Source organism: Nostoc sp. 'Lobaria pulmonaria (5183) cyanobiont', assembly GCF_002949795.1.
GTDB lineage: Bacteria > Cyanobacteriota > Cyanobacteriia > Cyanobacteriales > Nostocaceae > Nostoc.
Window position 1 is genome coordinate 6,370,090 of record NZ_CP026692.1, and the last position, 22,823, is coordinate 6,392,912.

General features: G+C 42.4%; 21 protein-coding genes. 7 read left to right on the forward strand and 14 right to left on the reverse strand.

Annotation, left to right across the window (positions count from 1 at the left end; genetic code table 11):
• Positions 1-102 precede the first annotated feature (102 nt).
• From NLP_RS28255 to NLP_RS28265, 3 genes are read left to right on the forward strand one after another with little or no spacing between them, the layout of a single operon-like run.
• Positions 103-1,269 (forward strand): Re/Si-specific NAD(P)(+) transhydrogenase subunit alpha, encoded by a 1,167-nt coding sequence (locus NLP_RS28255; protein WP_104909212.1) that lies wholly within the window; start codon positions 103-105, stop codon positions 1,267-1,269.
• 31 nt (positions 1,270-1,300) lie between these two features.
• Positions 1,301-1,594, forward strand: a complete 294-nt coding sequence (locus tag NLP_RS28260) for an NAD(P) transhydrogenase subunit alpha (protein ID WP_104909213.1) — start codon at positions 1,301-1,303, stop codon at positions 1,592-1,594.
• Entirely contained in the window at positions 1,591-2,997 is a 1,407-nt protein-coding gene (locus tag NLP_RS28265) for an NAD(P)(+) transhydrogenase (Re/Si-specific) subunit beta (RefSeq protein WP_104909214.1), read from the forward strand. Before NLP_RS28260 ends, NLP_RS28265 begins: the two co-directional genes overlap by 4 nt.
• Positions 2,998-3,141: 144 nt before the next feature.
• Here NLP_RS28265 and NLP_RS28270 read toward each other — a convergent pair whose 3' ends face one another.
• The 5 genes from NLP_RS28270 to NLP_RS28285 form a co-directional block, all read right to left on the reverse strand.
• A complete protein-coding gene (locus tag NLP_RS28270; protein WP_104909215.1) occupies positions 3,142-3,957 on the reverse strand; it encodes a hypothetical protein in 816 nt (271 codons plus the stop codon).
• A gap of 30 nt (positions 3,958-3,987) precedes the next feature.
• The gene (locus tag NLP_RS28275) at positions 3,988-4,185 is read right to left on the reverse strand and encodes a hypothetical protein (protein WP_104909216.1); all 198 of its coding nucleotides are present in this window, start codon (positions 4,183-4,185) and stop codon (positions 3,988-3,990) included.
• Between the two features lie 174 nt (positions 4,186-4,359).
• The gene (locus NLP_RS33705; RefSeq protein WP_158680560.1) at positions 4,360-4,497 is read right to left on the reverse strand and encodes a hypothetical protein; all 138 of its coding nucleotides are present in this window, start codon (positions 4,495-4,497) and stop codon (positions 4,360-4,362) included.
• A gap of 28 nt (positions 4,498-4,525) precedes the next feature.
• Entirely contained in the window at positions 4,526-4,879 is a 354-nt protein-coding gene (locus NLP_RS28280; protein WP_104909217.1) for a type II toxin-antitoxin system PemK/MazF family toxin, read from the reverse strand.
• A 23-nt stretch (positions 4,880-4,902) separates the two neighbouring features.
• Positions 4,903-5,139: a hypothetical protein gene (locus NLP_RS28285; protein ID WP_104909218.1), complete on the reverse strand. Its 237-nt coding sequence runs from the start codon at positions 5,137-5,139 to the stop codon at positions 4,903-4,905.
• Positions 5,140-5,728: 589 nt separating this feature from the next.
• Here NLP_RS28285 and NLP_RS28290 point away from each other — a divergent pair.
• On the forward strand, positions 5,729-7,414 hold the full coding sequence (locus tag NLP_RS28290) for a SulP family inorganic anion transporter (RefSeq protein WP_104909219.1): 1,686 nt from the start codon (positions 5,729-5,731) through the stop codon (positions 7,412-7,414).
• A 242-nt stretch (positions 7,415-7,656) separates the two neighbouring features.
• On the opposite strand, the gene NLP_RS28295 is transcribed toward NLP_RS28290, so the two are convergent.
• Positions 7,657-8,283, reverse strand: coding sequence for a pentapeptide repeat-containing protein (locus NLP_RS28295; RefSeq protein ID WP_104909220.1), 627 nt, complete (start codon positions 8,281-8,283; stop codon positions 7,657-7,659).
• Positions 8,284-8,506: 223 nt separating this feature from the next.
• A complete protein-coding gene (locus NLP_RS28300; protein ID WP_104909221.1) occupies positions 8,507-9,178 on the reverse strand; it encodes a cadmium resistance transporter in 672 nt (223 codons plus the stop codon).
• A gap of 607 nt (positions 9,179-9,785) precedes the next feature.
• On the opposite strand from NLP_RS28300, the gene NLP_RS28305 reads away from it, so the two are divergent.
• The gene (locus NLP_RS28305) at positions 9,786-10,226 is read left to right on the forward strand and encodes a Crp/Fnr family transcriptional regulator (RefSeq protein ID WP_104909222.1); all 441 of its coding nucleotides are present in this window, start codon (positions 9,786-9,788) and stop codon (positions 10,224-10,226) included.
• A gap of 126 nt (positions 10,227-10,352) precedes the next feature.
• Here the strand turns inward: NLP_RS28305 and psb35 are convergent, their stop codons facing one another.
• From psb35 to NLP_RS28325, 4 genes are all read right to left on the reverse strand, one after another.
• Positions 10,353-10,580: a photosystem II assembly protein Psb35 gene (psb35, locus tag NLP_RS28310; protein ID WP_104909223.1), complete on the reverse strand. Its 228-nt coding sequence runs from the start codon at positions 10,578-10,580 to the stop codon at positions 10,353-10,355.
• A gap of 194 nt (positions 10,581-10,774) precedes the next feature.
• On the reverse strand, positions 10,775-11,764 hold the full coding sequence (locus NLP_RS28315) for a D-alanine--D-alanine ligase family protein (RefSeq protein ID WP_104909224.1): 990 nt from the start codon (positions 11,762-11,764) through the stop codon (positions 10,775-10,777).
• A 182-nt stretch (positions 11,765-11,946) separates the two neighbouring features.
• A complete protein-coding gene (locus NLP_RS28320) occupies positions 11,947-12,333 on the reverse strand; it encodes an SET domain-containing protein (protein WP_104909225.1) in 387 nt (128 codons plus the stop codon).
• Between the two features lie 334 nt (positions 12,334-12,667).
• Entirely contained in the window at positions 12,668-13,828 is a 1,161-nt protein-coding gene (locus tag NLP_RS28325; RefSeq protein WP_104909226.1) for a KamA family radical SAM protein, read from the reverse strand.
• Between the two features lie 526 nt (positions 13,829-14,354).
• Between NLP_RS28325 and NLP_RS28330 the strand changes: the two genes are divergently transcribed.
• Together NLP_RS28330 and NLP_RS28335 are read left to right on the forward strand one after the other, a co-directional pair.
• Positions 14,355-14,849 (forward strand): hypothetical protein, encoded by a 495-nt coding sequence (locus NLP_RS28330; protein ID WP_104909227.1) that lies wholly within the window; start codon positions 14,355-14,357, stop codon positions 14,847-14,849.
• 48 nt (positions 14,850-14,897) lie between these two features.
• The gene (locus NLP_RS28335) at positions 14,898-15,233 is read left to right on the forward strand and encodes a hypothetical protein (protein WP_234017103.1); all 336 of its coding nucleotides are present in this window, start codon (positions 14,898-14,900) and stop codon (positions 15,231-15,233) included.
• Positions 15,234-15,303: 70 nt separating this feature from the next.
• Here NLP_RS28335 and NLP_RS28340 read toward each other — a convergent pair whose 3' ends face one another.
• The 3 genes from NLP_RS28340 to NLP_RS28350 all read right to left on the reverse strand — a co-directional run bounded on the left by NLP_RS28340 (position 15,304) and on the right by NLP_RS28350 (position 22,716).
• Positions 15,304-16,092 (reverse strand): Uma2 family endonuclease, encoded by a 789-nt coding sequence (locus NLP_RS28340; protein WP_104909228.1) that lies wholly within the window; start codon positions 16,090-16,092, stop codon positions 15,304-15,306.
• A 175-nt stretch (positions 16,093-16,267) separates the two neighbouring features.
• Complete coding sequence (locus NLP_RS28345; protein WP_104909229.1) at positions 16,268-21,409, reverse strand: nSTAND1 domain-containing NTPase; 5,142 nt, start codon at positions 21,407-21,409, stop codon at positions 16,268-16,270.
• Positions 21,385-22,716: a P-loop NTPase fold protein gene (locus tag NLP_RS28350; protein WP_104909230.1), complete on the reverse strand. Its 1,332-nt coding sequence runs from the start codon at positions 22,714-22,716 to the stop codon at positions 21,385-21,387. The genes NLP_RS28345 and NLP_RS28350 overlap by 25 nt, the downstream gene beginning before the upstream one ends.
• Between the last annotated feature and the right edge of the window lie 107 nt (positions 22,717-22,823).

A 22,823-nucleotide genomic window follows, 5' to 3' on the forward strand; every position in this document is an offset into this window, starting at 1 on the left:
TCATAGCTGATGTTCCTGCCTAAGTACTATGAATGCGGGATATCCTTCATCTAGACAATCGCTTACTTGGCAAAGATTAGGTATTTATCTTCAGGAGATTTCATGAGAATAGCAGTTGCTAAAGAAATTGAAGTTTGTGAACGTCGTGTAGCATTAATTCCTGACACCGTTGCTCGATTGGTAAAACAAGGTTTGGAAGTCTGGGTGGAAGCAGGTGCAGGAGAGCGCTCTTTTTTCAGTGATTCTGACTATGAAGCCGCAGGAGGCACAATAATCAGCGATACTGCCAAATTATGGGGCGAAACAGATATTCTGCTGAAAGTCAGCCCACCACAAGAGCGAGAAGATGGACGCTCAGAAGTTGATTTGTTAAAGGAAGGGGCTGTATTACTCAGTTTCCTCAATCCTTTGGGAAATCCTGTTGTAGCACAGCAACTAGCAAATCGGAAAGTCACAGCCTTGAGTATGGAAATGATTCCCCGTACCACCAGGGCACAAAGTATGGATGCTTTGTCCTCGCAAGCTTCATTAGCAGGTTATAAGGCAGTATTAATTGCCGCAGCGGCATTACCGAAATACTTCCCGATGTTAACCACAGCCGCAGGCACGATCGCTCCAGCGAAAGTATTTATTATGGGTGCTGGTGTAGCCGGATTGCAAGCGATCGCCACCGCTAGACGTTTGGGAGCAGTGGTAGAAGCCTTTGATATTCGTCCAGCTGTTAAAGAAGAAGTGCAAAGCTTAGGGGCAAAATTCGTTGAAGTCAAATTAGACGAAGAAACCGTCGCTGCTGGCGGTTACGCCAAGGAAATTTCTGAAGCTAGCAAACAACGTACCCAAGAAGTTGTCGCCGAACACGTTAAAAATTCTGATGTGGTAATTACCACCGCCCAAGTTCCTGGAAGACAAGCACCACGGCTGGTTACAGAAGAAATGGTGGCACAAATGAAACCAGGTTCAGTGATTGTGGATTTGGCTGCTGATCAGGGTGGTAACTGCGCCTGCACAGAACCCGGAAAAGATATTGTATGGAACGGCGTGACAATTATCGGCCCCATCAATCTCCCATCATCGATGCCAATTCATGCCAGCCAATTGTATGCCAAGAACGTAACTTCGTTGATGCAACTGCTAATTAAAGACAAAGCTTTGCAGGTTGACTTTAGTGACGACATCGTTGATGCAGCTTGCGTTACCCACGCTGGTGAAATTCGCAATCAACGCGTGCGGGATGCGCTACAAGCTTTGAGCAGCGTTGGAGCAGGTTAGTAGCCAAATTACTATAAGGAGTTTTGATTTCATGACAGAGGCATTACTTGCTGCTTTGTTTGTATTTGTTTTGGCATCTTTTATCGGCTTTGAAGTCATCAACAAAATACCACCGACTCTACACACGCCCTTAATGTCAGGCTCAAACGCGATTTCTGGGATTTCGGTACTTGGGGCAATAGTAGCTTCAGGTGCTAGAGAAACAAGTGTGTCAGTGATTCTCGGTTTAATTGCTGTGGTATTCGCAACTGTTAACGTTATAGGTGGCTTCCTCGTCACAGACAGAATGCTGCAAATGTTCAAGAAAAAGGAGATTAAGGCGTGAGCGACTTTTTACCAACTGGCATTCAGCTGACGTACTTAGTCGCTGCATCGTTATTCATTTTTGGTTTGAAAAAGCTGGGTTCACCAGCTACAGCTAGGAACGGTAATCTCGTCGCGGCTGTAGGGATGCTACTAGCGATCGTAGCGACAATGCTGGATCAGCATGTGTTGAACTACGAGATGATATTGTTGGGCTTGGCGATTGGATCGGCAATTGGGGCGATCGTTGCCTACAAAGTCCAAATGACGGAAATGCCCCAAATGGTGGGTTTACTCAATGGTTTAGGCGGTGCAGCTTCGGCATTAGTCGCCGTTGCTGAATTCTGGCGGTTATTGGATTCTGGCGCACCCGTACCCCTAGATGTGAACATTTCCATGCTGTTGGACGTGTTAATCGGTGGTGTTACCTTCACAGGTAGTTTTCTAGCCTTTGCAAAATTGCAAGGGTTAATCAGTGGTTCCCCGATAACATTTCCTTTTCAGCAACCATTTAACCTCTTACTTCTAGGTGCTTATTTGGTAGGCAGTGCCTATTTAATTATTACACCAGATAGCTTACCCATATTCTTAGGAGTGGTAGCTGTTTCCTTAGTGCTGGGTGTAATGTTCGTCATCCCCATTGGTGGCGGCGATATGCCTGTGGTAATTTCGCTGTTGAACTCGTTGTCAGGTGTGGCGGCGGCGGCAGCAGGATTTGTGGTGATGAACAATATGTTAATCATCGCTGGGGCTTTGGTAGGAGCATCTGGCTTAATCCTCACCGAGATTATGTGTAAGGCGATGAACCGCTCCTTATTTAGTGTGCTGTTCAGCGCTTTTGGGACAGGATCTACTTCTGGTGGTGGTGCTGCTAGTGGTGGTGCAACTGATCAAAGCGTCCGCAGTATCGATCCTGAAGAAGGGGCGATGATGTTGGGTTATGCCCGTTCTGTGGTAATTGTGCCTGGTTATGGTATGGCAGTTGCCCAAGCGCAACATAGCGTCCGGGAATTGTCAGATCAGTTAGAAAAAATGGGCGTTGATGTCAAGTATGCCATTCACCCTGTTGCTGGGAGAATGCCGGGGCACATGAATGTGTTGCTGGCAGAGGCAAATGTGCCTTATACGCAGTTGTACGATATGGATGATATTAATCCCCAGTTTGAGCAAGCGGATGTGGCTTTAGTGATTGGGGCAAATGATGTGGTAAATCCGGCGGCGCGGAGTGATACAAATAGCCCGATTTATGGTATGCCGATTTTGGAAGTAGATCGGGCGAAGCAGACGATTGTGATTAAGCGCGGGATGAGTACGGGTTTTGCCGGTGTAGAAAATGAGTTGTTCTACAAGGATAAAACTACGATGCTTTTTGGTAGCGCGAAGGATATGGTGGCGAAGTTGGTTTCGGAAGTGAAGCAACTTTAAGAGAAACGAACCGCGAAGGCGCAAAGGACGCGAAGGAAGAATTTAGAGAGTTAGCTTGCATTAGGGGCTTGATGTTCCTGAAGCAAGTTTTTTTTGTTGGGAAATAGGTAGGTTTTATTGAAAGATTTGCTATTTAGAAATAAACTAAAATAACTTAAATGGAAATTGCCAAGATTTTTCTATCTCTTGAAGTTTCCAGTAATGGGTACGATACATCACCATTTCTTGTAATTCAAGTTTAGGTAGTAGATTTTGGTAAACAAATAATTGGTTAACTACGCATAGAAAAAGTTTAATATCTAATTTTAATAGATTTGGCATTAAATAAAGAAAATCTTCTTGTGTAAAATCTGCTTCATAAGCACGTTTAAGAACAAGATTATAAGTTTTAGAGACTCTAAGCCTTTTTACTTGATAAAGAACAGGACTATAATAGACATTTATAATTGCTTTAATAGGAATATTTTCTATATAATTTTGTTCCGCATATTCTTTTGTCTCTCTTTGCTCGAACAATCTACCCTTAAAAATAAGAAATTCCTGAAAATATTCTGTAAATTTTAATTCGACTTTTGGTTCTAAGTTATCAAATTTAGTTACACTTCGATCTAACCAACAAGATTGCCAAATTTTATACTTCCTTTTTAAGGAGTATATCTTGACTTCAATCTTAATATCAACAGCTTTTTTATCACTTATATTAATGACTTTATAATTAGGGTAAATGGGAAATAGTTTGTAATGGTCTCTAAATGTTGGTAATTCTAATTCTGCTTTTAATACGGGAGAATTTAATGCAGCAAACTTTTTCTCTGTATTCCAATAGTTCCAGAGAGTAAATGCTAAAGTTAAACCGCTTATATAGTCTCTAAATTCTAAATTATGAAACAAATAAATTATATTTTTAGAGAAAATATGGAGGTAAGTTTCAATCCAAAAGTACAAGCTAACACTACTCATTTTTCCCAAATACAGCGATTTTAAATTTTACTACAGACTATAGTCTGTTACGTAAGTGCAACTACCCGCATTGCATGATTGTAACTTCTGTTGAAAGTTTTCTCCTGACATCACATAAACTGGAAAATCCTGGCCACTGCTAGCGTTATAGACCACTATTAAGTGAGTTGCATTTATCCTTTGTCCTTCTGAAATCCAGTCAGGAATATCATTTTGATTTGCTTTCATCTTTATTGAAATTACTTATTAGTATTTTTGTAATATAATTAATACACACGAAAAAGTAATCTGTCAAGTAGGATAATAGACAAATAGAAACCTAATCGCCTGATTCTAATCCGAAAACAAAAAGCGATCGCCTCATCTCTGCTTCCTCTGTGTTCTTTGTGCCTCTGTGGTTTGTTAAAAAAAGCGATTGCCTGCAAAATCTTCAGCGTGCGATCGCTCTTTTTTTCCTCTGTGTCCTCTGCGCCTCTGTAGTTCGTTAAAAAGAGCGTAGGCGAAGCCCGCTGTTCGCATAGCGTCTCGTAGAGAAGGCATCGCCTGCAAAATCTCCACCGTGCGATCGCTAAAGTGTTGGATGAGAAATATTTAAGACAACACCTAATGCTTGAGAAACAAGTTGCATTTCTGAGTCGGAGAGTTGACCCAGTTTTCTAATTAATCTTATTTCTGAAACTGAACGTATTTGAAAAGTATCTACACCAGAAACTTTAGCTAAACTGTTCTCTGTACTTGGTTCCAGGCGCACCATCCAAGCTCTAACAGCATATCTTTCTTTCCAATCTGTAACTGGGACAACAACCTTCAAAGGCAAAATCCCAATAGCATCATCATTGACTATGATACAAGGACGTTTTTTGCTAATTTCTGTCCCTACTGTTGGATCTAAATTAACTAACCAGACTTCACCTCTGTACATAATTTACTGAGTTGTGGAAGTCTTCATCTGGGATCATCGCAAAAGTCTTCTCCCTCTAAGTCCGAGAATATATTTAATTCACTACCAGGTGCATAATCTGCAATAGCTGTCATAGCAGCTAGTGTTAATTGGCGTTTTTGCTCATCTTTGGTAAGTGAGTGTTTTTCTTGAAGAACCAATTGCAGGGCTGATTCAGCTATCTTTAGGCGATCGCTTATGCTCAGGCTTGGGAGTGCTTGGAGAATTTCTTTAGTTTCCATATTAATTCATAGAGCAACTTATATTACTAATGCTAGCGAAATTATGAGCAGCGATCGCCTGTAATAAATCTCCACAGTGCGATCGTCCTCTCCTTGCTCTGTGTTCTCTGCGCTTCTGCGGTTTGTTAAAAGAGCGATCGCCTATCTGTCACAATGCCTTGAAACGCAAATCCCCCACACTACCACCGCACAAGTCATGTCCAGATGTGTTTGCCCTTGTCTACCTGCCCGTGCTTTGTGCCAGTTGCGTAAGTCCTGTTTAATACAAGCAATTTCTGGATAAAACAAAGAATTTATATGACTTGAGTTGATTCTAGCAAGCACAAAAAAGCCAGAGTCCTCAAACCTACCAGCAGTCGCCCTGCTAAATAACTTTGTAGCGATCGCCAACCTCCATACCTCCATACACACAATATATCTATTATGTCAAGCAAGCCTGCGCTTTTATTAATTAGCAAATAGGCGAACTTGAACCAAAACCCATACGCAATCGGGAAATTATCAACAACCCTGATGAAATCTACCGAAAAGATGGAATAACATTTGTGTGTGCTTCAACAAATTTTGTATAAGAGTTGAAAATGATGATATGGCAACATCTAATATCCTCAAAGAACCACAGCTTTTGCGTCTGGGTAGCTTGTTTGGTGGACTGCGTGGCGATTTGACGGGAGGACTAACAGCAGCAGTGGTAGCATTGCCTTTGGCTTTAGCCTTTGCGGTGGCCAGTGGTGTGGAACCAAAGGCGGGACTTTACACCGCGATTGTGGCGGGAATTGTCGCAGCAATTTTTGGTGGTTCGTCAGTACAGATTACAGGGCCAACAGGTGCAATGGCTGTAGTTTTGGTGGGAATTGTCGCCAAGTACGGCCTTGAGAAAGTTTGGATTGCTGGGGTGATGGCTGGAATTATCCAAATTGCCTTGGGGGTTGCCAAACTTGGACAGTTAGTAAAGTTTATTCCTTATCCGGTAACGGCAGGTTTTACTAATGGTATTGCCGTCATTATTTTTTGTGGTCAGTTAAATAATTTCTTTGGTTTAAAATTACCGCGTAGCGAACATTTTTTGCCGGGACTTTGGCAAAGTCTAACTCATGTAGAAGCTCTTAATTGGGCAGCAGTTGCCTTAGCAGTTGTGGTGATCGCAACCAATGTTTTATGGCCGAGGATAAATACTACAATACCAGGTTCTTTAGTGGGACTGGTGTTAGCAACAGCGATCGCTTCTTCCTTCCATCTAAATGTACCTACAATTGGCACGATTCCTCAATCTTTACCGATGCCTCAAGGTATTCCCCACTGGAATGATTTTAGTGTGATTCGAGAACTAATTAACCCGGCTTTGGCTTTAGCTGCGCTGGGAAGTATTGAATCGTTGCTATCGGCGGTAGTGGCTGATGGGATGACAGTCAGCGAGAAACATAATAGCGATCGCGAATTAATTGGTCAAGGTTTGGCTAATATGATTGTGCCATTTTTTGGTGGCATCCCCGCTACAGGTGCGATCGCTCGAACTGCGGTTAATGTCCGTTCTGGCGGCAAAACTCGACTATCTGGGGTAATTCACGGACTTGCATTAGCAATTATTGTTTTAACTTTAGCACCCCTAGCAGAACAGATTCCTTTAGCAGCACTTGCTGGCATTCTGATGGTGGTTAGCCTGCGGATGATTGAGTGGGAAGCCATTGGTTTATTGATGCGTGCTACCTACTCAGACTTTGCTGTGATGATTCTCACCTGGCTAGTGACAATCTTGTTTGACTTAGTTCTCGCTGTAGAAGTGGGATTGATTGCAGCCGGAGCCTTGTTCATTAAACGGATGAGCGATTTAAGTTTAGTTAAAATACCTGAAACCGAAGTATTTCCCCCTGGTACTCCTCTGGAATTAGGTAAGGAAATTGCCGTTTATCGGGTAGATGGCCCTGTATTTTTTGGTGCTGCTGAACGATTTGCTACCTTCCTCCGGGATGAACCGGAAGTGAAATATTTAATTCTGCGGTTGCGGTTTGTGCCAAATATGGACACAACTGGGTTAGTAGCCTTAGAGGATATTTATCACGACTTGGAACGGCACAATTGCCGATTAATTCTCACAGGTTTACAACCCGAAGTCCAACAACTACTAGAACGTACAGGATTGTTAAAAACAATTGGGTTATCAAATTGTTTTGAAACAACCACAGAGGCGATTTGCTCTATCTCTCCTCAGATTGCATGTTCTCAACCTGTAGCGGCTAATTTGAAAACAAAAGAATTGATGGAATTAAATGACTGAAAATATTTTGCTAATTCAACCCCAAGGATGTGTTGCAATCATTAATTGAATTGGTATAAGTCCCAAAAAGGATTTCTTAAAAGCCGCAAAGTATACTAAAAACTAAAGCCTGATTCAGCAATGAATACAGGCTTTTGATATTTTTGATTAAATTTTTGCATAAAGAACTTTAGTTTACAGGAATCTTCAGGTAAATAGACCACGCGGTAGGGGCGCAAGGCCTTGCGCCCCTACAAAAGATGTTACTGAATAGCGAATCCTTCTGGTCTGATTGCATCGTCCAAATCAACGCCCATCAGGTTAGCTCCCTGGATGTTTGCATTTGTTAGATTTGTATCTTCCAAATCTGCGTTTTGTAGGTTAGCGGTTTGCAAATTTGCTCCCAAGAGATTGGCTTTCTCTAGGTCTGCATCAAAAAGGTTTGCTCCCACCAGGTTTGCTCCCCAAAGGTTTACCTTGCCTAAATCTGCTCCTTGAAAGTTAGCCCCTTGTAAGTTTGTTTGCTGCAAGTTAGCCCTTTCTAAGTCTGCATTTTGTAAGTTAGCACCTTCCAAGTTTGCTGCTTGCAGGTTTACATCTTTTAACATTGCCCCAGCCAGGTTACAACCAACACATTCATTGGTCTGTAATAAATGTCTAACGTTTTCTGCTACAGACACTATTGGCGATACAATCGGAGATATTACTGGTGCTGTCACAGGCTCCATTGGCAATTCAACTGGAGCTAGTTCAGATTCCATAGATATGGATGGTGTTAGTGTTTGCGCTTTAGCGCTGGGCTGGATAAGCAGAGTAAATCCCGCGACAACTACCAGAAAGACTGCTGTTACGAGCCACTGAGTTAATTTTTTAGAGTTTGATTGATTCATTAGTTTCTTCATAATTTGATTCCTATTGGTGGGCTTGCTTTTATAAGAGCCATCGATAATGTGCTTTATTGTCACTTTAGATAATTTGATTGATAAGAGCAAATATTATTGTTATTCACATTGATAAATTCAAGTGATTAAAAATTTTTTAGATGGGAAACATCGCTGATTTTTTTTGCTGACATCAGGGACATAGCACCCATCAAGAATTGCGGCGTTATACCTAATTCCCAAGCATTGCCAGACTAGGTAAAAGTCGATATGTTTCACTTTTAATTAAGATAGAGAGTCCCAAGTAGATTAAGACAAAGGGGAAGATTTTTCGACCGTAGCGAGTTAAAACAGGAGTCATCAGAGGATTACGAGTCAGATTGTAAGAGAGTAAGCACCACGCCCCAATACTGAGATAGCAAACACAGACAATTACGCTCAAACTTGGAAGATTACTACTGGCAAACAACGGTACATAAATTCCAATATTGTTTCCTCCATTGGCAATGGTGACAGCGGAAACACGGTAAGTTTGAGGATCGCGGATAGTTGCGAATAGTGATTTCTTCTGGCGTCCAGATTTTACAGGAGAGGTTAAGTCAACTGACACCGCTTGCACTGTCTCTTCCTCTTCTCGACTAATGAAATTACTGATACCAATGGCAATGGGAAGCAAACCCAGCAAACCAATCCAGGTGCTAGGAATAATCAGACCGCCGAAGAAACCAGGGAGACTAGCACATACTAAGGTAGTAAATCCCAGAAATTCACCGAGAACAATATGCTTAGGACGAAAGCTACGATTGACTTTCCCGAAAAAAGCCGTCAAATATAAGTTGTCGTCAAAGGTAGTTGCAAAAGCGACAGAGATTCCAATAAAAAATGTACTAATTAGCCAAGTCATAATTGTTGCTCACAGTATATTCAATGCTGTTTGTCTTAGTCCTCTCTGCTTCTCAATGTGAAGGCAGATTAGGAGATTTTGTGATTGTTTTCCTAACGACAACCGATCGATATTCGTTATTAATCAGCCAATTCCCCAATTTTTAGAGGCGATCGCCTTTAATCAAATTGGTGATTTTTTTCTCAGCAAGGTACCTTGGGAGCTCATGGAGTCAATATTATGGCTTTCAGCCAAATAAGAGCAAATACTCTTGTTTTTCAAAAGGATAAATAAAAGTGATTGACGCTTTTACTATATGTTTTGAGCTTTCTACCCATTGACACTGAACAGAAGAAAAGGAAAGAAAAAACCTTTAACCTTTTCCCTAAACCAAATTCTGAGTTCAAAATGCCCAAAACGAGTAGTATTGAATACTGAGCTATTGTTTGAGAAACTTCTATGCGTAGTTTACCGCCGTAGGCATCGCTCTTATTGAAGAGAACCCTTGTCAGATAGTAAAGCCTGGGATATCCTTGACGGCTAGCATTTAACATCGGTTAATATGACTAATCGCCCTCTGACTTCAGTTGTGAGATGTTCAGTAATGTTGAATTTTTAACTTGTAATTATGCTAACCAGTGTTGACCGTTTATTATTTGTCCGGCGAGTCCCGATTTTTAAGGAATTGCGGGATGATTTTATTGTGCGGCTCACTTCAGTGATGAACGAATTGTCATTCCCAGCTAATTACACTATCTTTCGACAGGGAGAAGAAGGGCGATCGCTCTATATTGTCGTGTCCGGTCGAGTTAAAGTTCACATTGGGAATAAACAGTTGGCAGAGGTGGAACAGGGAAAATACTTTGGGGAGATGGCAGTATTCGATACTCAACCTCGATCTGCCACTGCCACGACTCTAGAACCTTGTGAATTTTTAGAACTGACGCAAGAGCAACTGTATGATGCGATCGAAGAAACTCCCGAAATTGCAGTGAATATTATTCGTGAGTTATCCCGTCTGATTCGCAGATTGAACGACGATATGAATGTAACCTCTTTGCAGAGTTAATAGACAAATGTAGAGATGTAGCGGTGCTACGTCTCTACAAGGGTTCTGGATAATGTAAAATTTGGTTCAAAATAAATGAAAACTGCTGTAAGTTTGATTATTAAACTCAGCACTGATCACTGCTTATTACTTAGGTTCACCCAGACCCGGAGTTTCTTCTTTATCAACTTTAGGCACAAAATCAGGACGTTCTTTGCTTTCCCAACCTGCGGGGCGTTTCGAGTTGTACCAAGCTATTGACCCAATGGTGACGGCGGCAATAAAACCAACGACATACACCAAGGTAAAAGCAACAGGAAAATGAGGGGCAGCATCTATAGCTGATGCTGCTGTTTGCATAAATAATAAATTCATGAGTATATTCTCCACAGTTAGGTAACAGTATTTAACACACTATAAGATGAGCGTATCACCTAACATCCCTCTGTAGTTTAGTTTGAGCAACTTCATATTGCATAAAATAAGGGCAGAGGGGCGGGGGAATTAGCTGACAGTTGTAGATTTGTTGCACCTAGTTTTACCTGTCAGTTTGCCCCCCTGCCTCTTGTTCAGCTTTTATATCTTTGCCATGCAGACTCGACTATTTGAGCAATGATTTCTGTGTATGTCACACCACCCAAACGTCCGATAATTGGCAAGTCTGAGCGGATATGATGTAATCCTGGCAATGGGTTAACCTCCATAAACTGCAATACACCGTTAGGATCGCAGCGCAGATCCACGCGGGCAGCATCACGGCAACCAAGAGTATGGTAAGCATCCAGCGCCAGTTGTCTTGCCTGTGCTGCCAGTGGTTCAGGATCTATGAGTAAACGATAAGATACTCGTTCCAAATACTCATCCTTGTTGAGGGTGGTATAGGCGAAAGCTTCCACTTGCCCTGTAAAAATTACTTCCATCACACCTACTACCCGTGAGTTGCTACCGTTGCCAATAATGGCTACTGTTACTTCTCTACCAGGAAGAAAGGTTTCCACAAGTATTGGTTGCTGAAAAAGTTCGTGTAACACTTGATAAGCATTTACTAGCTCCTGATGTTCTTTGACAAGAGAACGTCCAGTTACCCCTTTAGAACTGCCCTCCGCCATCGGCTTAAGAAAAAGTGGCATTGGCAACGACACAGCTGCTGCTTCTGCGGTAGTATTCACGACCTCAAAAGGGGCTGTCGGCAAACCGCGATCGCGTACTACTCTCTTAGCCAGCGCTTTATCTAACGTCAGGGCGCAGGTAAGCGGATCGGAAAAGGTGTAAGGTTGAGCGAATAATTCGCAGATTGCCGGGACTTGAGCTTCACGAGAGCGACCCTTTAAACCCTCAGCAATATTGAAAACCAGATCCCAGCGATCGCCTTTTGCCAAACGCCGAGCAAGTTCTCTACCATTACCGACACGTTCAACCTGATAACCTAACTGCAATAGTGCAGTTTCCAGCTCGATGATAGTTTCTTGATCGTCGAACTCCATCACCTCCGAGGCACTGAAACCAGCCTTAAGATAGTCCGCCTTCAGGTCAAAACACAGACCAATAAATAACCCCATAGCCCGATAATTCCCAGTGAGAAAGCTTTCTCTGTTAGCTTTAATGTACAAATTAGGTGTCTTACAGCTCTTTTCAGTTAAATAGACCACGTGGTAGGGGCGCAAGGCCTTGCGCCTTTACAACAGGTGTGGTTCAAATACTTGAAAACTGGTGTAATTAAGGAATTTCAATTACTAAATCCTTAATTAATTGAAAATATCTCATCAACTACCTCAAACCATATAGGAGATTTATCATCAGGAGAACCGTTGTAGTTGGCAGTAATTTCTTCTGCCGCTTCTATATCTCGGTAGGCAATCAGATCCAACTCTCGGTCGGCGAATTTTTTCACATAATAACTATTGGGATGGTAAGAATGGTTGATCAAGGAAGATAAACCTAGAGCGATCGCCGCAGCTTTATCTTCCCAATCGTAGTAATAGTTGCCCAAAAGTGTTTTATCTAGGAATTCAACCTGTTCTGCGGGTATAACAACAACTGGCACTCTCTCAATGATCTCTCCTTTCAAAAAGCGCTTCTGTGCGAAGACACCTCGACCTTTTAGGTTTGTATTACCAACAATCAACATTCCAACTAATCTCCTGCTATTACTTAGCTTTTTGGTTTGCCAAGAACTCAATAGAAACATTCCAATCGACTCTTTTAGATGATGGCGATCAACTCGTGTACAAATATATAGTGTTATATAGCGGTTCCCATTCAGATGCAGTACAACATTATATTGCGAGGTGTAGGGGCACGGCAGTGCCGTGCCCCTACGGGTGTACCTCACGGAAACGAGAACCGCTATATCAAGTCCGGTTAATCACTTATGATTACCGCATCTGTGCAAAAATCCCAAAAGCCTCTTTCCCCAGCAAGAACTGCGGTCTATAATGATAAGTTTTTAGCCGGACACGATATTAGCCCTGCTCCACTGGATCTACATAGGTGTACGTCTTACCTGCCCAATTTTGCAATGTAGCTGTACCATTCTCATAAGCAACTAGAGTCTCGGCTTGAATTGGGACTTTGCCACCACCACCAGGGGCATCAATTACATAAGTTGGTACAGCGTAGCCAGTAGTATGACCACGTAATTTAGAAATTAAATCAAGCCCAGTTTGCACACTCGTTCGCAGATGTGCAGTACCAACAACTGGGTCGCATTGATAAAGATAATAAGGTCGCACACGCAGCTTAAGAAGACCGTGAAACAGATTCTTCAGGGCTTTTTCAGAATCATTCACACCTTTTAACAGCACGGTTTGACTGCCTAGAGGAATGCCGCCATCAGCGAGGCGATCGCAAGCTTGTGCAACTTCTGGGGTAAGTTCTCGCAGATGACAAAAGTGCAAAGATAGCCACACACGATGTTTACGAAGTAAGGCAACCAATTGCGGTGTAATTCGCTGCGGTAAAAAACTTGGCACGCGGGAACCAATTCGGATAAATTCAATATGCTTAATGGCACGCAGCCGCCCAAGCAAATTGTCTAAAGGTTCATCAGCCATCAATAGAGGATCGCCACCAGAAATTAGCACATCACGGATCTCGGTGTGTTCCTCCAGGTAAGCAGCGATCGCATCCAACCGCCGCGTTACTGGGTACATCTCACCTTGGCTCACCAAACGAGAGCGGGTGCAATAACGACAATAAGCGGCGCAGCTGTCTAGGGCAAGCAGCAATACTCGGTCAGGGTAGCGGTGTACAAGTCCTGGCACTGGAGTGTCGTTATCTTCACCGCATGGATCTACCATATCTGCTGGACTAACTATTAATTCTTCTTGCCGTGGTATCACCTGTAACCGTAGTGGACAAAGCGGATCTTCTGGATCGAGTAGTGATGCAAAATATGGAGTTACCGCTACAGCAAACTTCTCTGGTGCGATTAAAAGTCCCTGTTCTTCGGTAGCACTAAGCCTTAATAACTTCTGAAAGTGTTCCAGCTTAGTCAACCGATGCCGCATTTGCCAGCGCCAATCGTTCCAGCGTTCTTGGTTGTAAGTCTCTCCCAAAATCTGACAAATTTCTTCACACCGAATATCAGTTACTAGAGCATCTAGAATAGTGTTTTTGATCATGATTAGACCGAAATTAAGCTGAGAAAAATAAACAAATCACAGCCGAATAGAGTGCGGCGCAAATCTAGTTACCATCTCAATTAAGCAAGCAGACAAGTAGGAGCAATTCATGAATTGTCCCTACTCAAGTCCCTTGTTAAAGGTAAGCAAATTTCTGTCACAGTGTATTAGTATGTTTACTTAGATTTTTAGTTAAAATAAAAAAATCTATTTTAAGGTTCATAGCAAGTATTTTCCTATACAGAACATACTTATGCTGTCATAATAGCGATCGCTCTTAGAGTGCCTTTGTTACCTTGAGTCGGTCGCTCTTTCTGTGTTGTTGCGCCGTATTAATACATACACCAATGTCGCATATTTAATTATGTAATGATTTTTTTGGGTGCGATCGCACGCTGCATCTGCTCAATTGTGGCTTATCGTTGCAACGATCAAAAATGAGCCAAAAAATTTAGAGAAATAGTACGTATAATAATACGTATATATTGATTTGATTAAATCGGCGTTTCCTGAAAACGCATATTCTATGTCTATCGGGAATTTTGGCAATATCTACTCAGATGAGCTAGTTACAGCCACTGAGTTGAATCGTCAGCCTGGACGAGTTCTAGACAAAGCTTTAGAACGTCCAATTACAATTACTCGCAACGATCAGTCTTTTGCTTTGTTGCGCCGTGAGGAAGTAACTTTTCTTGTTCAAGCTGCAACACAGAGTAAAGCTGTTTTTGAAGTATTAACCGTTGCTTTTTCGTTATTACTTGGCCAAGAAATCGGCTTTGAACATCCTTATGGATGGCTGAGTGTATTTGACTCTGATGATCTGCAAGACTTTATCAAGGATCTGAGTGAAGCTTTTCGGTTAATTGATTTCTCTAGTCAGGCATGGGATATGATTGATGTGATTATCCATGAATGGCATGAGAGTGCTATTGCGATCGCTAGTCCTGAGTTAGTAGCAGCTTTTAGTGCCGAGATTGATGAAATACCATTAACTAAGCCATCTGCTCAAAGTGTTGTGTGAATTTGAGTGATGTCATAAAATCCTCCAGAAATTCCAATAATAGAAAATGTGGAGCCGCCAGAAGTTAAGCTGACGGCTCCGACATTAGCTGAGACAGAAAGTACTTGGTTAGTGGTAGCTAAAAATCGCCGAGTTAATCGGGACTGGGAAGCCTTAATAGAGCGTCATCCAGAAAGCACTCGTCGTTGTTACAAGGATTTATGTACTGCGCCAACAACCAGAAAGCCTGGTCGTGTTTTTCCTTTGAAGGGCAAACTCTACAAAGGCGTATGGGAATACGAGGTGACAAAAGGGGACAGAGTATTTTACGTTCCTGATGAAGAAGTCTTGAAAGTCGTTGTCTACTACGCAGGTAAACATCCAAATGCTGCACCCATACCGTAATTTGTGCGGCGTTGTATCCATAAAGTTAAGTACTGCTTATAACGCTCTTGAATCCATCCCCAATCAGATATTAAACTTCATCAGGATTTATCCCAAGCTGTCTCAAGCGTTCTGCTAAACGCTGGGCTTTTTGCTGTTCTTGTTCTAATTGGGATGTTAATAACTGGGATTTTTCTTGCTCTTGTTCTAATTGAGGTGTTAATAACTGCGATTTTTCCTCACCAGTTAGTAATAAATTTCCCTGTGCATCCCACCAACGCAACCAAGGCGCTGTAGTATTTCCATACTGTCCTTCCCAAATACCCAATTCGACACCCATTAAGGAAATCTCATAGTGTCCACGTTCGTTAGCAGTGAGGTGCTGATACCTACCATCAACTAAATGATAAACCTCAATCGCAGCTTTGCTAAATTCGTAAATGCCATAAAAAGGTACGCGGATTGCTTGCTCATATACCCAGAATTTACCAGTAATTGGAGTATTATCTCTTTCTTCTGAACCATCCCCAGAAGCGAATTCCAGTACAATTAGGGGAGCGACATATTCTTGCCACAATACATAGGAACGTCGAAACTGACCATTTAACATAGGTGCAACATTCGGGACGTAAAACCAATCGGGTGCTTCGGCACCGCGTTCAGGTGGTTCGGTCAAACGCCAGTAAATGCCACAATCTTGACCAATGCAATACTGCTTATCCGAGTGAATTTGCTGCAATATACCTTGAACGGAGTCAGTTAGGAGTATACTTTGCGGGTGTTCTTGAAAATTTTTCACAAAAGTTCCATCCGACTCTGGTAACTCAGTATGGTCGGGAAGATGAGTAATGCCTAGTTCGGACAGTTTGGCAATAGTCATTGAACTTTGGCGCGAGTTAATCGGCTTATTTATCTTAACACTGCTCCGACAAAAGGGTTGATGGTGGGTAGTTTACTGTCCAATAGTTAGTTATTTTAAAACTGTGATATTGACTCATTACAGCTAGGATTTTCTGTGATTATTGCTCGATATTGCCTCTCATAATTCTTGTGCATCACCTACCAAAACACAAGGCGCGATCGCTTTTCATTACCTTCTGATTAGTCTGCAAATAATCATGTAGCAAATTGCAACCTCGTGCCAGTAATTTTTCCAGTTGGATATCTGCTAAATCTCGGAAAATTACTGTGCCATTACCACTACCAGCAGCTAGAGTCTTGCCGTCATGGCTGAAACTGACGCTGGTTAACTCATCTTTATCGCCTTTCAAAGCAATCAGCAACGTCCCTTCTCGCCTCCAAATTCTCACTTTGTCATCACTGCTAGCTGCTAAAGTCTTGCCATCGGGGCTAAAACTGACACTGATAAAACTATCGCCATCGCCTGTGAGAGTATTTAGCAAATTACCGTCTCGATTCCAAATCTTCACCGTGCTGTCAATACTCACTGAGGCAATGCTTTGACCATCAGGCGACCAAGCAACCCCATTTACCCGGCGGCTGTGACCATTTAATGTGTATAGCAATTTACCATCTACACTCCAAATTTTCACGGTTTTATCATCGCTGGCTGAGGCTAACAACTTGCCATCAGGGCTAAAGCTTACCCAATTCACCGCTTCTTGATGTCCCTGCAAGGTGTTAAGTAGTTTACCGTTGCGGCTCCAAAGTTTCACTGTTTTATCTTTACTAGCGGAGGCAATTAATTGACCATCAGGCGACCAAGCTACACTCAAGATGGCATCATTATGACCCTGTAAGGTGTTGAGCAGTTGACCGTTGCTACTCCAAAGTTTTACTGTTTTATCTTTACTAGCGGAGGCAATTACTTGACCATCGGGCGACCAAGCTACACCCCAAACTTGACCCTGATGCCCCGTCAATATACGGAGTAGCTTGCCATCACGACTGAAAAGTTTTACAGTTTTGTCTCGGCTTGCTGCTGCTAAGGTGCGATCGCCTGGGCTAAAACTGATGCTAGTTATCCAGTCATCATTATCGGCTTTCGGCTTTCGCAATAGTACATCGTCCCAATGCCAAAGTTTAATAGTTTTGTCCCGACTGGCGGAAACCAGGGTGCGACCGTCTGGACTGAAACTGACACTGTTAACCCAATTATTATGTCCCTTCAGGGTTCCCAGCAACACACCTTCAGAACTCCAGAGTTTGATTGTCTCATCAGTACTTGCGGAAGCGATCGTATTACCATCGCGGCTAAAACTGACACTGGTAACTCCAGCACTATGACCTGATAAGGTTCGCAGTAGCTTTCCCTCCAGATTCCACAGCTTGATTGTCTGGTCTAAACTAGCAGATGCAATTGTTTGACCATCGGGCGACCAAGCTAGACTTTTGACTGCATCATCATGTCCCTGTAAGGTTTTGAGCGGCTTACCATCTCGATTCCACAGTTTCACTGTCTTGTCAGCACTCCCGGAAGCTAAGGTTTGACCATCGGTTGACCAAGCAACACTCAAGACTGCACCATCATGTCCCTGCAAAGTTTTGAGCAGCTTACCATCCCGACTCCACAGTTTCACTGTTTTGTCTGTACTCGCCGAAGCAATAATCTGACCATCTGGGCTGAAACTAACACTATTCACCACACCCCGATGTCCTAATAAAGTAGCAAGCAATTGACCTTCTCGACTCCAAAGTTTTATCGTCTTGTCTTGACTAGCGGAAGCAATGATTTGACTATCTGGGCTGAAACTGACGCTATTAACTACATCTTCATGCCCCGACAAGGTTTTGACCAAGCTACCATCAGGACGCCAGAGTTTGATTGTAGTATCCGCACTGGCTGAGGCAATTAAAGAGCGATCGAGGCTGAATGTAGCACTATTGACGCCAGATATATGCCCATCCAAGCGGTTATATTCTCTTACCCCGGAAACTGCTTGATAAAGCGCCGTCTGTACTTGCTCTCTTGTATTGGAATCTACCCAGACTGTTTGTTGTAATTTTCTCCCTGCCTTTAAAGCTTCTTTTAAGGCATCAATACCTTTTTGCGAGGCAAAGAGGGCTTCACTGGATGCACTGAGGGTTTTAATTTCGCTATCTACTGCTGTGACTATGGAAACACTTAATCCGAAGATGGCGAGAACAGAAGCGGTTAGGGCAATTTTCAGCGAACGATTTAATTGAGCTTCACTAAGTCTTTGTTTCTTTTGACTTTCTGCAAGTTTAGCTGTTAACTCTTTTTCTTTAAGTTCAGCTCGTAATTGCTCAATTTCTAACTGACTTAATTCTTCCCGCTTGTGTAATTCTCGCAATTCTGTTAATAAGTCTAATCCCTGTTGGGGATGAGATGTTACCAATTTAGAACGCTGGTTATTTTGACTAAGTTCGCTCTTCAGTCGCTCAATCTCAGCTTTACTTTGTTCTACTTTATAGCGTAACTGATTTAGTTGTACCTGTAAGCTCGATTCTTGTTGTTGTAGATAGCGAATCAAGTCTACTAAATAATCGTGAATCAGTTGATAGCGTTCTGGTACATCAGGAAAGAGAACTACTAAACCGGAACGTACTAAAATTTCTAATACTAAATCTAATTTGTCAGCATCTTCTAACTCTGCTAGCTGCGCCGCTAACTCAGCACGAGTTTTAAAAGGTCGGTTGTTGCTTTCATCTGTTAATAAGTATAAGACGAGTAAAGCGGCTCGTTCATTTTCTGGTCCACAGTCTTTAATCAGTTCCTTAATATATCGTTCGATAAGTTTGTTGGGTCTATATGGCTGATATTCTTCTAGTGTAGTAATGCGTTCATCTTGAATTTGCGCTCCTACAACTTGTAATTCAATGGGGCGGACTTCTCCAAATTCTGTTGATAAATCTTCGATTAAGGCATCAATTAAAGCGGGTTCTAAATTAAACTGCGATCGCTCCGTCAATTTTCGGATAATTGCTTTAGCATATTCTGGCGAAAAATTATTTAACTGATAGCGGATATGCTTATCGAGAATATTATTATTAATCGCTTCCAGTGCCGAGAGATGTTTAAAGTCTAATAACCGATGTAAATAATCTTCTCGCAAGGAAAGGATAACTTTCACAAAGGGTATATTCAGACAATCGCTAATAAATTTATCAAACTCTTGTTTTTGATTGCGATCGCTATAACCAAAGAAAAATTCTTCAAACTGGTCAAAAATTAAAACTGTGATCAAATGGCGATCGGCATTTTCTTGGAGTTGTTGTAAAATTCTACCGATGGTGAACGGTGTGCCAGGGTAAGGCAAAGCTTCCGGTTCAATGGCTGCTTCTGGTTTAATATCAGCGTAAATCGCCAGGGATGCATCATTAAACATCGCCTCACTTAAAGATTTCCCTAATTCTCGTGCCCAATCAGTATAAACTTGCAGTACCACAGGCACGGCTATTTGATCGCCAATGGCTCGATTTTGCAGTGCTGGAACTAAACCCGCCGTGACGGTAGAACTCTTACCCACCCCTGATTGACCGTGAATCACCGTCAGCTTTTGATCGGCGCGGCTAATTCTGCCAATTAAGTTATTAATATCACGCTCTCGACCAGAAGCTGCAATTTCTAGAGCAACGCTACTACTTCCAGAAGGTGACATCAGTGCTGGATTTGTCGCCTGTCTTTGGGGTTGCAAACGCCCTGCACCAATAAAAGCCCGAAAACCATACTGCTGCTCAACAGAACGCCGTTTCTGCCGAATGTAATAGGCTTCTAAATATCGCCCTTCTTCAAAGTAGAGCGATCGCAGTCTCCGCAATAAGCGAATATAACGATGGGCATCGTATTGATGGGCACTGCTTTCTAAGGCTGCTGGTAGTTCTTTTGTTGCCTTATCTAAGTATTCACGAGCGACTTCTAGCTCACCTAAATTTCGCTGTGCTTTCGCCAACACTAAATAGTAAATTTGCGCCAATAGTAATGGAAATAAGCAGTTATAAGGGTCATTCTGTTTTTGCGCCTCACCTAATTTCAGCAGTGATACGTGTGCTAAGATACTTGCCTGTACCCACCGCGACTGCTGCACAGCTACTTGCGCCAGAAAACCGTAGTCACAAGCTAGTTGGATTTGAGTACCATAAGTTTGATGTAACTCCAGAGACTTTTGAGCAACTGTCTGCAATTCTTCCCACTCTTGCAGATATTGCAAAACCTCAGCGAGTTGATTAATAAATCCAGCAACTATATCCAAACGCCCAGCCACCTGCAAAATATTCAAGCACTGCTGAAAATAAGATTTAGCAGTGTACCAATGGCGGCGGTTTTCTATTTGATTTTGCTCTGCAAAACGGCAATAACACAGCCCAATATAAAACAGCAAAATGCCCTGTCGCAGCAGTAGGGGAGATGGGCGATTAGGAGGCGTAGACGAAGAAAATACCCCCTCATCTCCCCCTGCTCCCCTACTCTCCTGCTCCCCTGCTTCTTCTCTCTCTGCCAACTTTTGCCAAACTTGCAAGCTTTGCTGAAAATGGACTAAACCTGTATTGATGCGATCGCTAATATAATTATCTAGACCAAAAACAAATTCTAAACTAGCGTGTAATTCTGGCTCTAAGGTAATACCACGATTGTGCAACTCTTTAATCGCAAAGTGGAGTTCATAACTATGTTCCCAGACTTGCTCGACAGTGGAATAATGCTTTGCAACTTGAGGAGGTTGGTGTTGTGCAGCATCGTTTGCTAACACTGTAGCAAATAAAGAGTCAGTTTCCTGTTGCAGAAATTGCAGCAGTGATTGAGTTGTCATTTCAAACCGAATCGGTGTCGCTGCCCAACTAGCAAAATCTGGTGCTAAACGGACTACCTTTTGCAATATTTCTTGGTTCACCCATAAAATCATTGGAAATGGGTGACGTTTGCGAAATTCATCCCGAATATGATTGATAGACCTGAGTAAATCGTCGAGTCCATCAACTGACTCTAAACCCAAAATCATCAACGCCGATGGCGGATTAGCTTCGGTTAGCAGTTGTAAATGAATACTTGTGTAAAGACTTCTGGCATTATGCGGCAGAACTACCTTTTGAATGTGGTGTACTCCTGAAGAGAGTTCTTCGAGTCGTTGCAGCATAAGTTCTTGCAAAACTTGATAATTGCAGCACACCAAAACCAGGGAAAATTGACCGCTAGAAAGGGCAATTGCTCTCCCCAAACTCCGTAAAGCACGCTCATTAGCTGCTGTTATATCTACTTGTGCGTGTCGTTCAACCATGATTTAAATTTTTCCGTCTCTGCTAAAACTGGGTTGACGGCAAACCAAGCTCCTTGATGATCGCGGTATTCAAATACAAATAGACTTCGCAAAAGGGTGTGGTATTCTATATCACCTCTAACTCGTTGCTGTTGCACTACCTGAAAGATTAGTTCCCACTCATGAGGATCGATAGCGTTAGTTCGGTAATCCCGCTGTCTTTGAATCACTAGTTCAACACACTCCCGATCAAAGGGTGGATCTTGTTCTCGCAGACAGTCAAATAGCAACCCTAGTAAGTCGCGTACATGACCACCACTAATCAAGCACAATCGATCTAAGGTTTCCAGATTATCAAACACCTCTGTAATTAAGCCTAACCGATCGCTAGGTAAAATGTCTGGAAAAGCTCTAGCTAGCACCATTTGCCGCATCATTGCTAGCCCTTGCAGAAAAATCTCACCAGAGCGCAAACGTACAGGTATCATCGGTAAAACTTTTGGTGCGACTCCACCCCCCAAACGATGCTGAAGTTCGGCGCTATCGTTGGAGAAAGTCAAGGCTAGGGGAATAGTGTAGACTACATGACAATTCAGTTTGCGTAATTGTTCGCCACGCTGAATAAATAAATATTCTGGCAGCGATCGCCCCGATGGTAAAGGTCGAATTGCGACTCGATCTAAGTTATCAACAATCACCACCAGTCCTTTTTTACCCCTGGTTTTCAGTTCTTTGTTGGCACGTTCTAGTAATTCTTGATTAATTGACTGTAAAATATTTGCGGTTCGCGGTTCGAGATAATCTCTTAACCGCCGCCGTAATTGGGGACTTTCTTTAGTTTTCGCGGTAATTTTGGCAATCCCCACAGACAATTCTGCTTCTACCCCAAGGTCAAGTGGCGTTTGTAAGAAATCAACAAGTTCGCCAAACAACTTGGTAAAGTAGCTAGGCTTGAACTTCATTTTCATCGCTTCTAGGCTTTCACTCACCTGTCCAGCGATCGCTAACAAAATATCAGTCACATCCACATCGGCCATTTCTAAGACATGGGTAGACTCAAAGTAAACTACATGAAATTGCTGCGCTTCTAACTCAGCTTTCAGGCGCAACAACTCTGTTGATTTTCCACAGCCGAGATGTCCTGTAAATAGTTGACAGGTTGGGATATCTGGCGATATTCTAGCGATCGTGCGCTGCAAAGCTTCGATAATTTTGCCACCCCGCACCGCAGCAAAATCAATATAGTACCTGCGATCGCTAGCGTTTCCTATAATTAGAGGTCTGCTCGGATTGCAAGCCTGATAAAATCTTTCTAAATCTAGGAGCATAACTAATCGAGTTCACTCAGGAATAGGGATAACAAAATCTACTGAATAAATATAAATATATTGATTTTAGGGAATTTCTCCCTTAATTTAAGTACATTTCAATCAAA

Coding starts and splice junctions, on each gene's coding strand:
- NLP_RS28255 (WP_104909212.1), top strand. CDS start 103: ATGAGAATAGCAGTTGCTAAAGAAATTGAAGTTTGTGAACGTCGTGTA.
- NLP_RS28260 (WP_104909213.1), top strand. CDS start 1,301: ATGACAGAGGCATTACTTGCTGCTTTGTTTGTATTTGTTTTGGCATCT.
- NLP_RS28270 (WP_104909215.1), bottom strand. CDS start 3,957: ATGAGTAGTGTTAGCTTGTACTTTTGGATTGAAACTTACCTCCATATT.
- NLP_RS28275 (WP_104909216.1), bottom strand. CDS start 4,185: ATGAAAGCAAATCAAAATGATATTCCTGACTGGATTTCAGAAGGACAA.
- NLP_RS33705 (WP_158680560.1), bottom strand. CDS start 4,497: ATGCCTTCTCTACGAGACGCTATGCGAACAGCGGGCTTCGCCTACGCT.
- NLP_RS28280 (WP_104909217.1), bottom strand. CDS start 4,879: ATGTACAGAGGTGAAGTCTGGTTAGTTAATTTAGATCCAACAGTAGGG.
- NLP_RS28285 (WP_104909218.1), bottom strand. CDS start 5,139: ATGGAAACTAAAGAAATTCTCCAAGCACTCCCAAGCCTGAGCATAAGC.
- NLP_RS28290 (WP_104909219.1), top strand. CDS start 5,729: ATGGCAACATCTAATATCCTCAAAGAACCACAGCTTTTGCGTCTGGGT.
- NLP_RS28295 (WP_104909220.1), bottom strand. CDS start 8,283: ATGAATCAATCAAACTCTAAAAAATTAACTCAGTGGCTCGTAACAGCA.
- NLP_RS28300 (WP_104909221.1), bottom strand. CDS start 9,178: ATGACTTGGCTAATTAGTACATTTTTTATTGGAATCTCTGTCGCTTTT.
- NLP_RS28305 (WP_104909222.1), top strand. CDS start 9,786: ATGCTAACCAGTGTTGACCGTTTATTATTTGTCCGGCGAGTCCCGATT.
- psb35 (WP_104909223.1), bottom strand. CDS start 10,580: ATGAATTTATTATTTATGCAAACAGCAGCATCAGCTATAGATGCTGCC.
- NLP_RS28315 (WP_104909224.1), bottom strand. CDS start 11,764: ATGGGGTTATTTATTGGTCTGTGTTTTGACCTGAAGGCGGACTATCTT.
- NLP_RS28320 (WP_104909225.1), bottom strand. CDS start 12,333: ATGTTGATTGTTGGTAATACAAACCTAAAAGGTCGAGGTGTCTTCGCA.
- NLP_RS28325 (WP_104909226.1), bottom strand. CDS start 13,828: ATGATCAAAAACACTATTCTAGATGCTCTAGTAACTGATATTCGGTGT.
- NLP_RS28330 (WP_104909227.1), top strand. CDS start 14,355: ATGTCTATCGGGAATTTTGGCAATATCTACTCAGATGAGCTAGTTACA.
- NLP_RS28340 (WP_104909228.1), bottom strand. CDS start 16,092: ATGACTATTGCCAAACTGTCCGAACTAGGCATTACTCATCTTCCCGAC.
- NLP_RS28345 (WP_104909229.1), bottom strand. CDS start 21,409: ATGGTTGAACGACACGCACAAGTAGATATAACAGCAGCTAATGAGCGT.
- NLP_RS28350 (WP_104909230.1), bottom strand. CDS start 22,716: ATGCTCCTAGATTTAGAAAGATTTTATCAGGCTTGCAATCCGAGCAGA.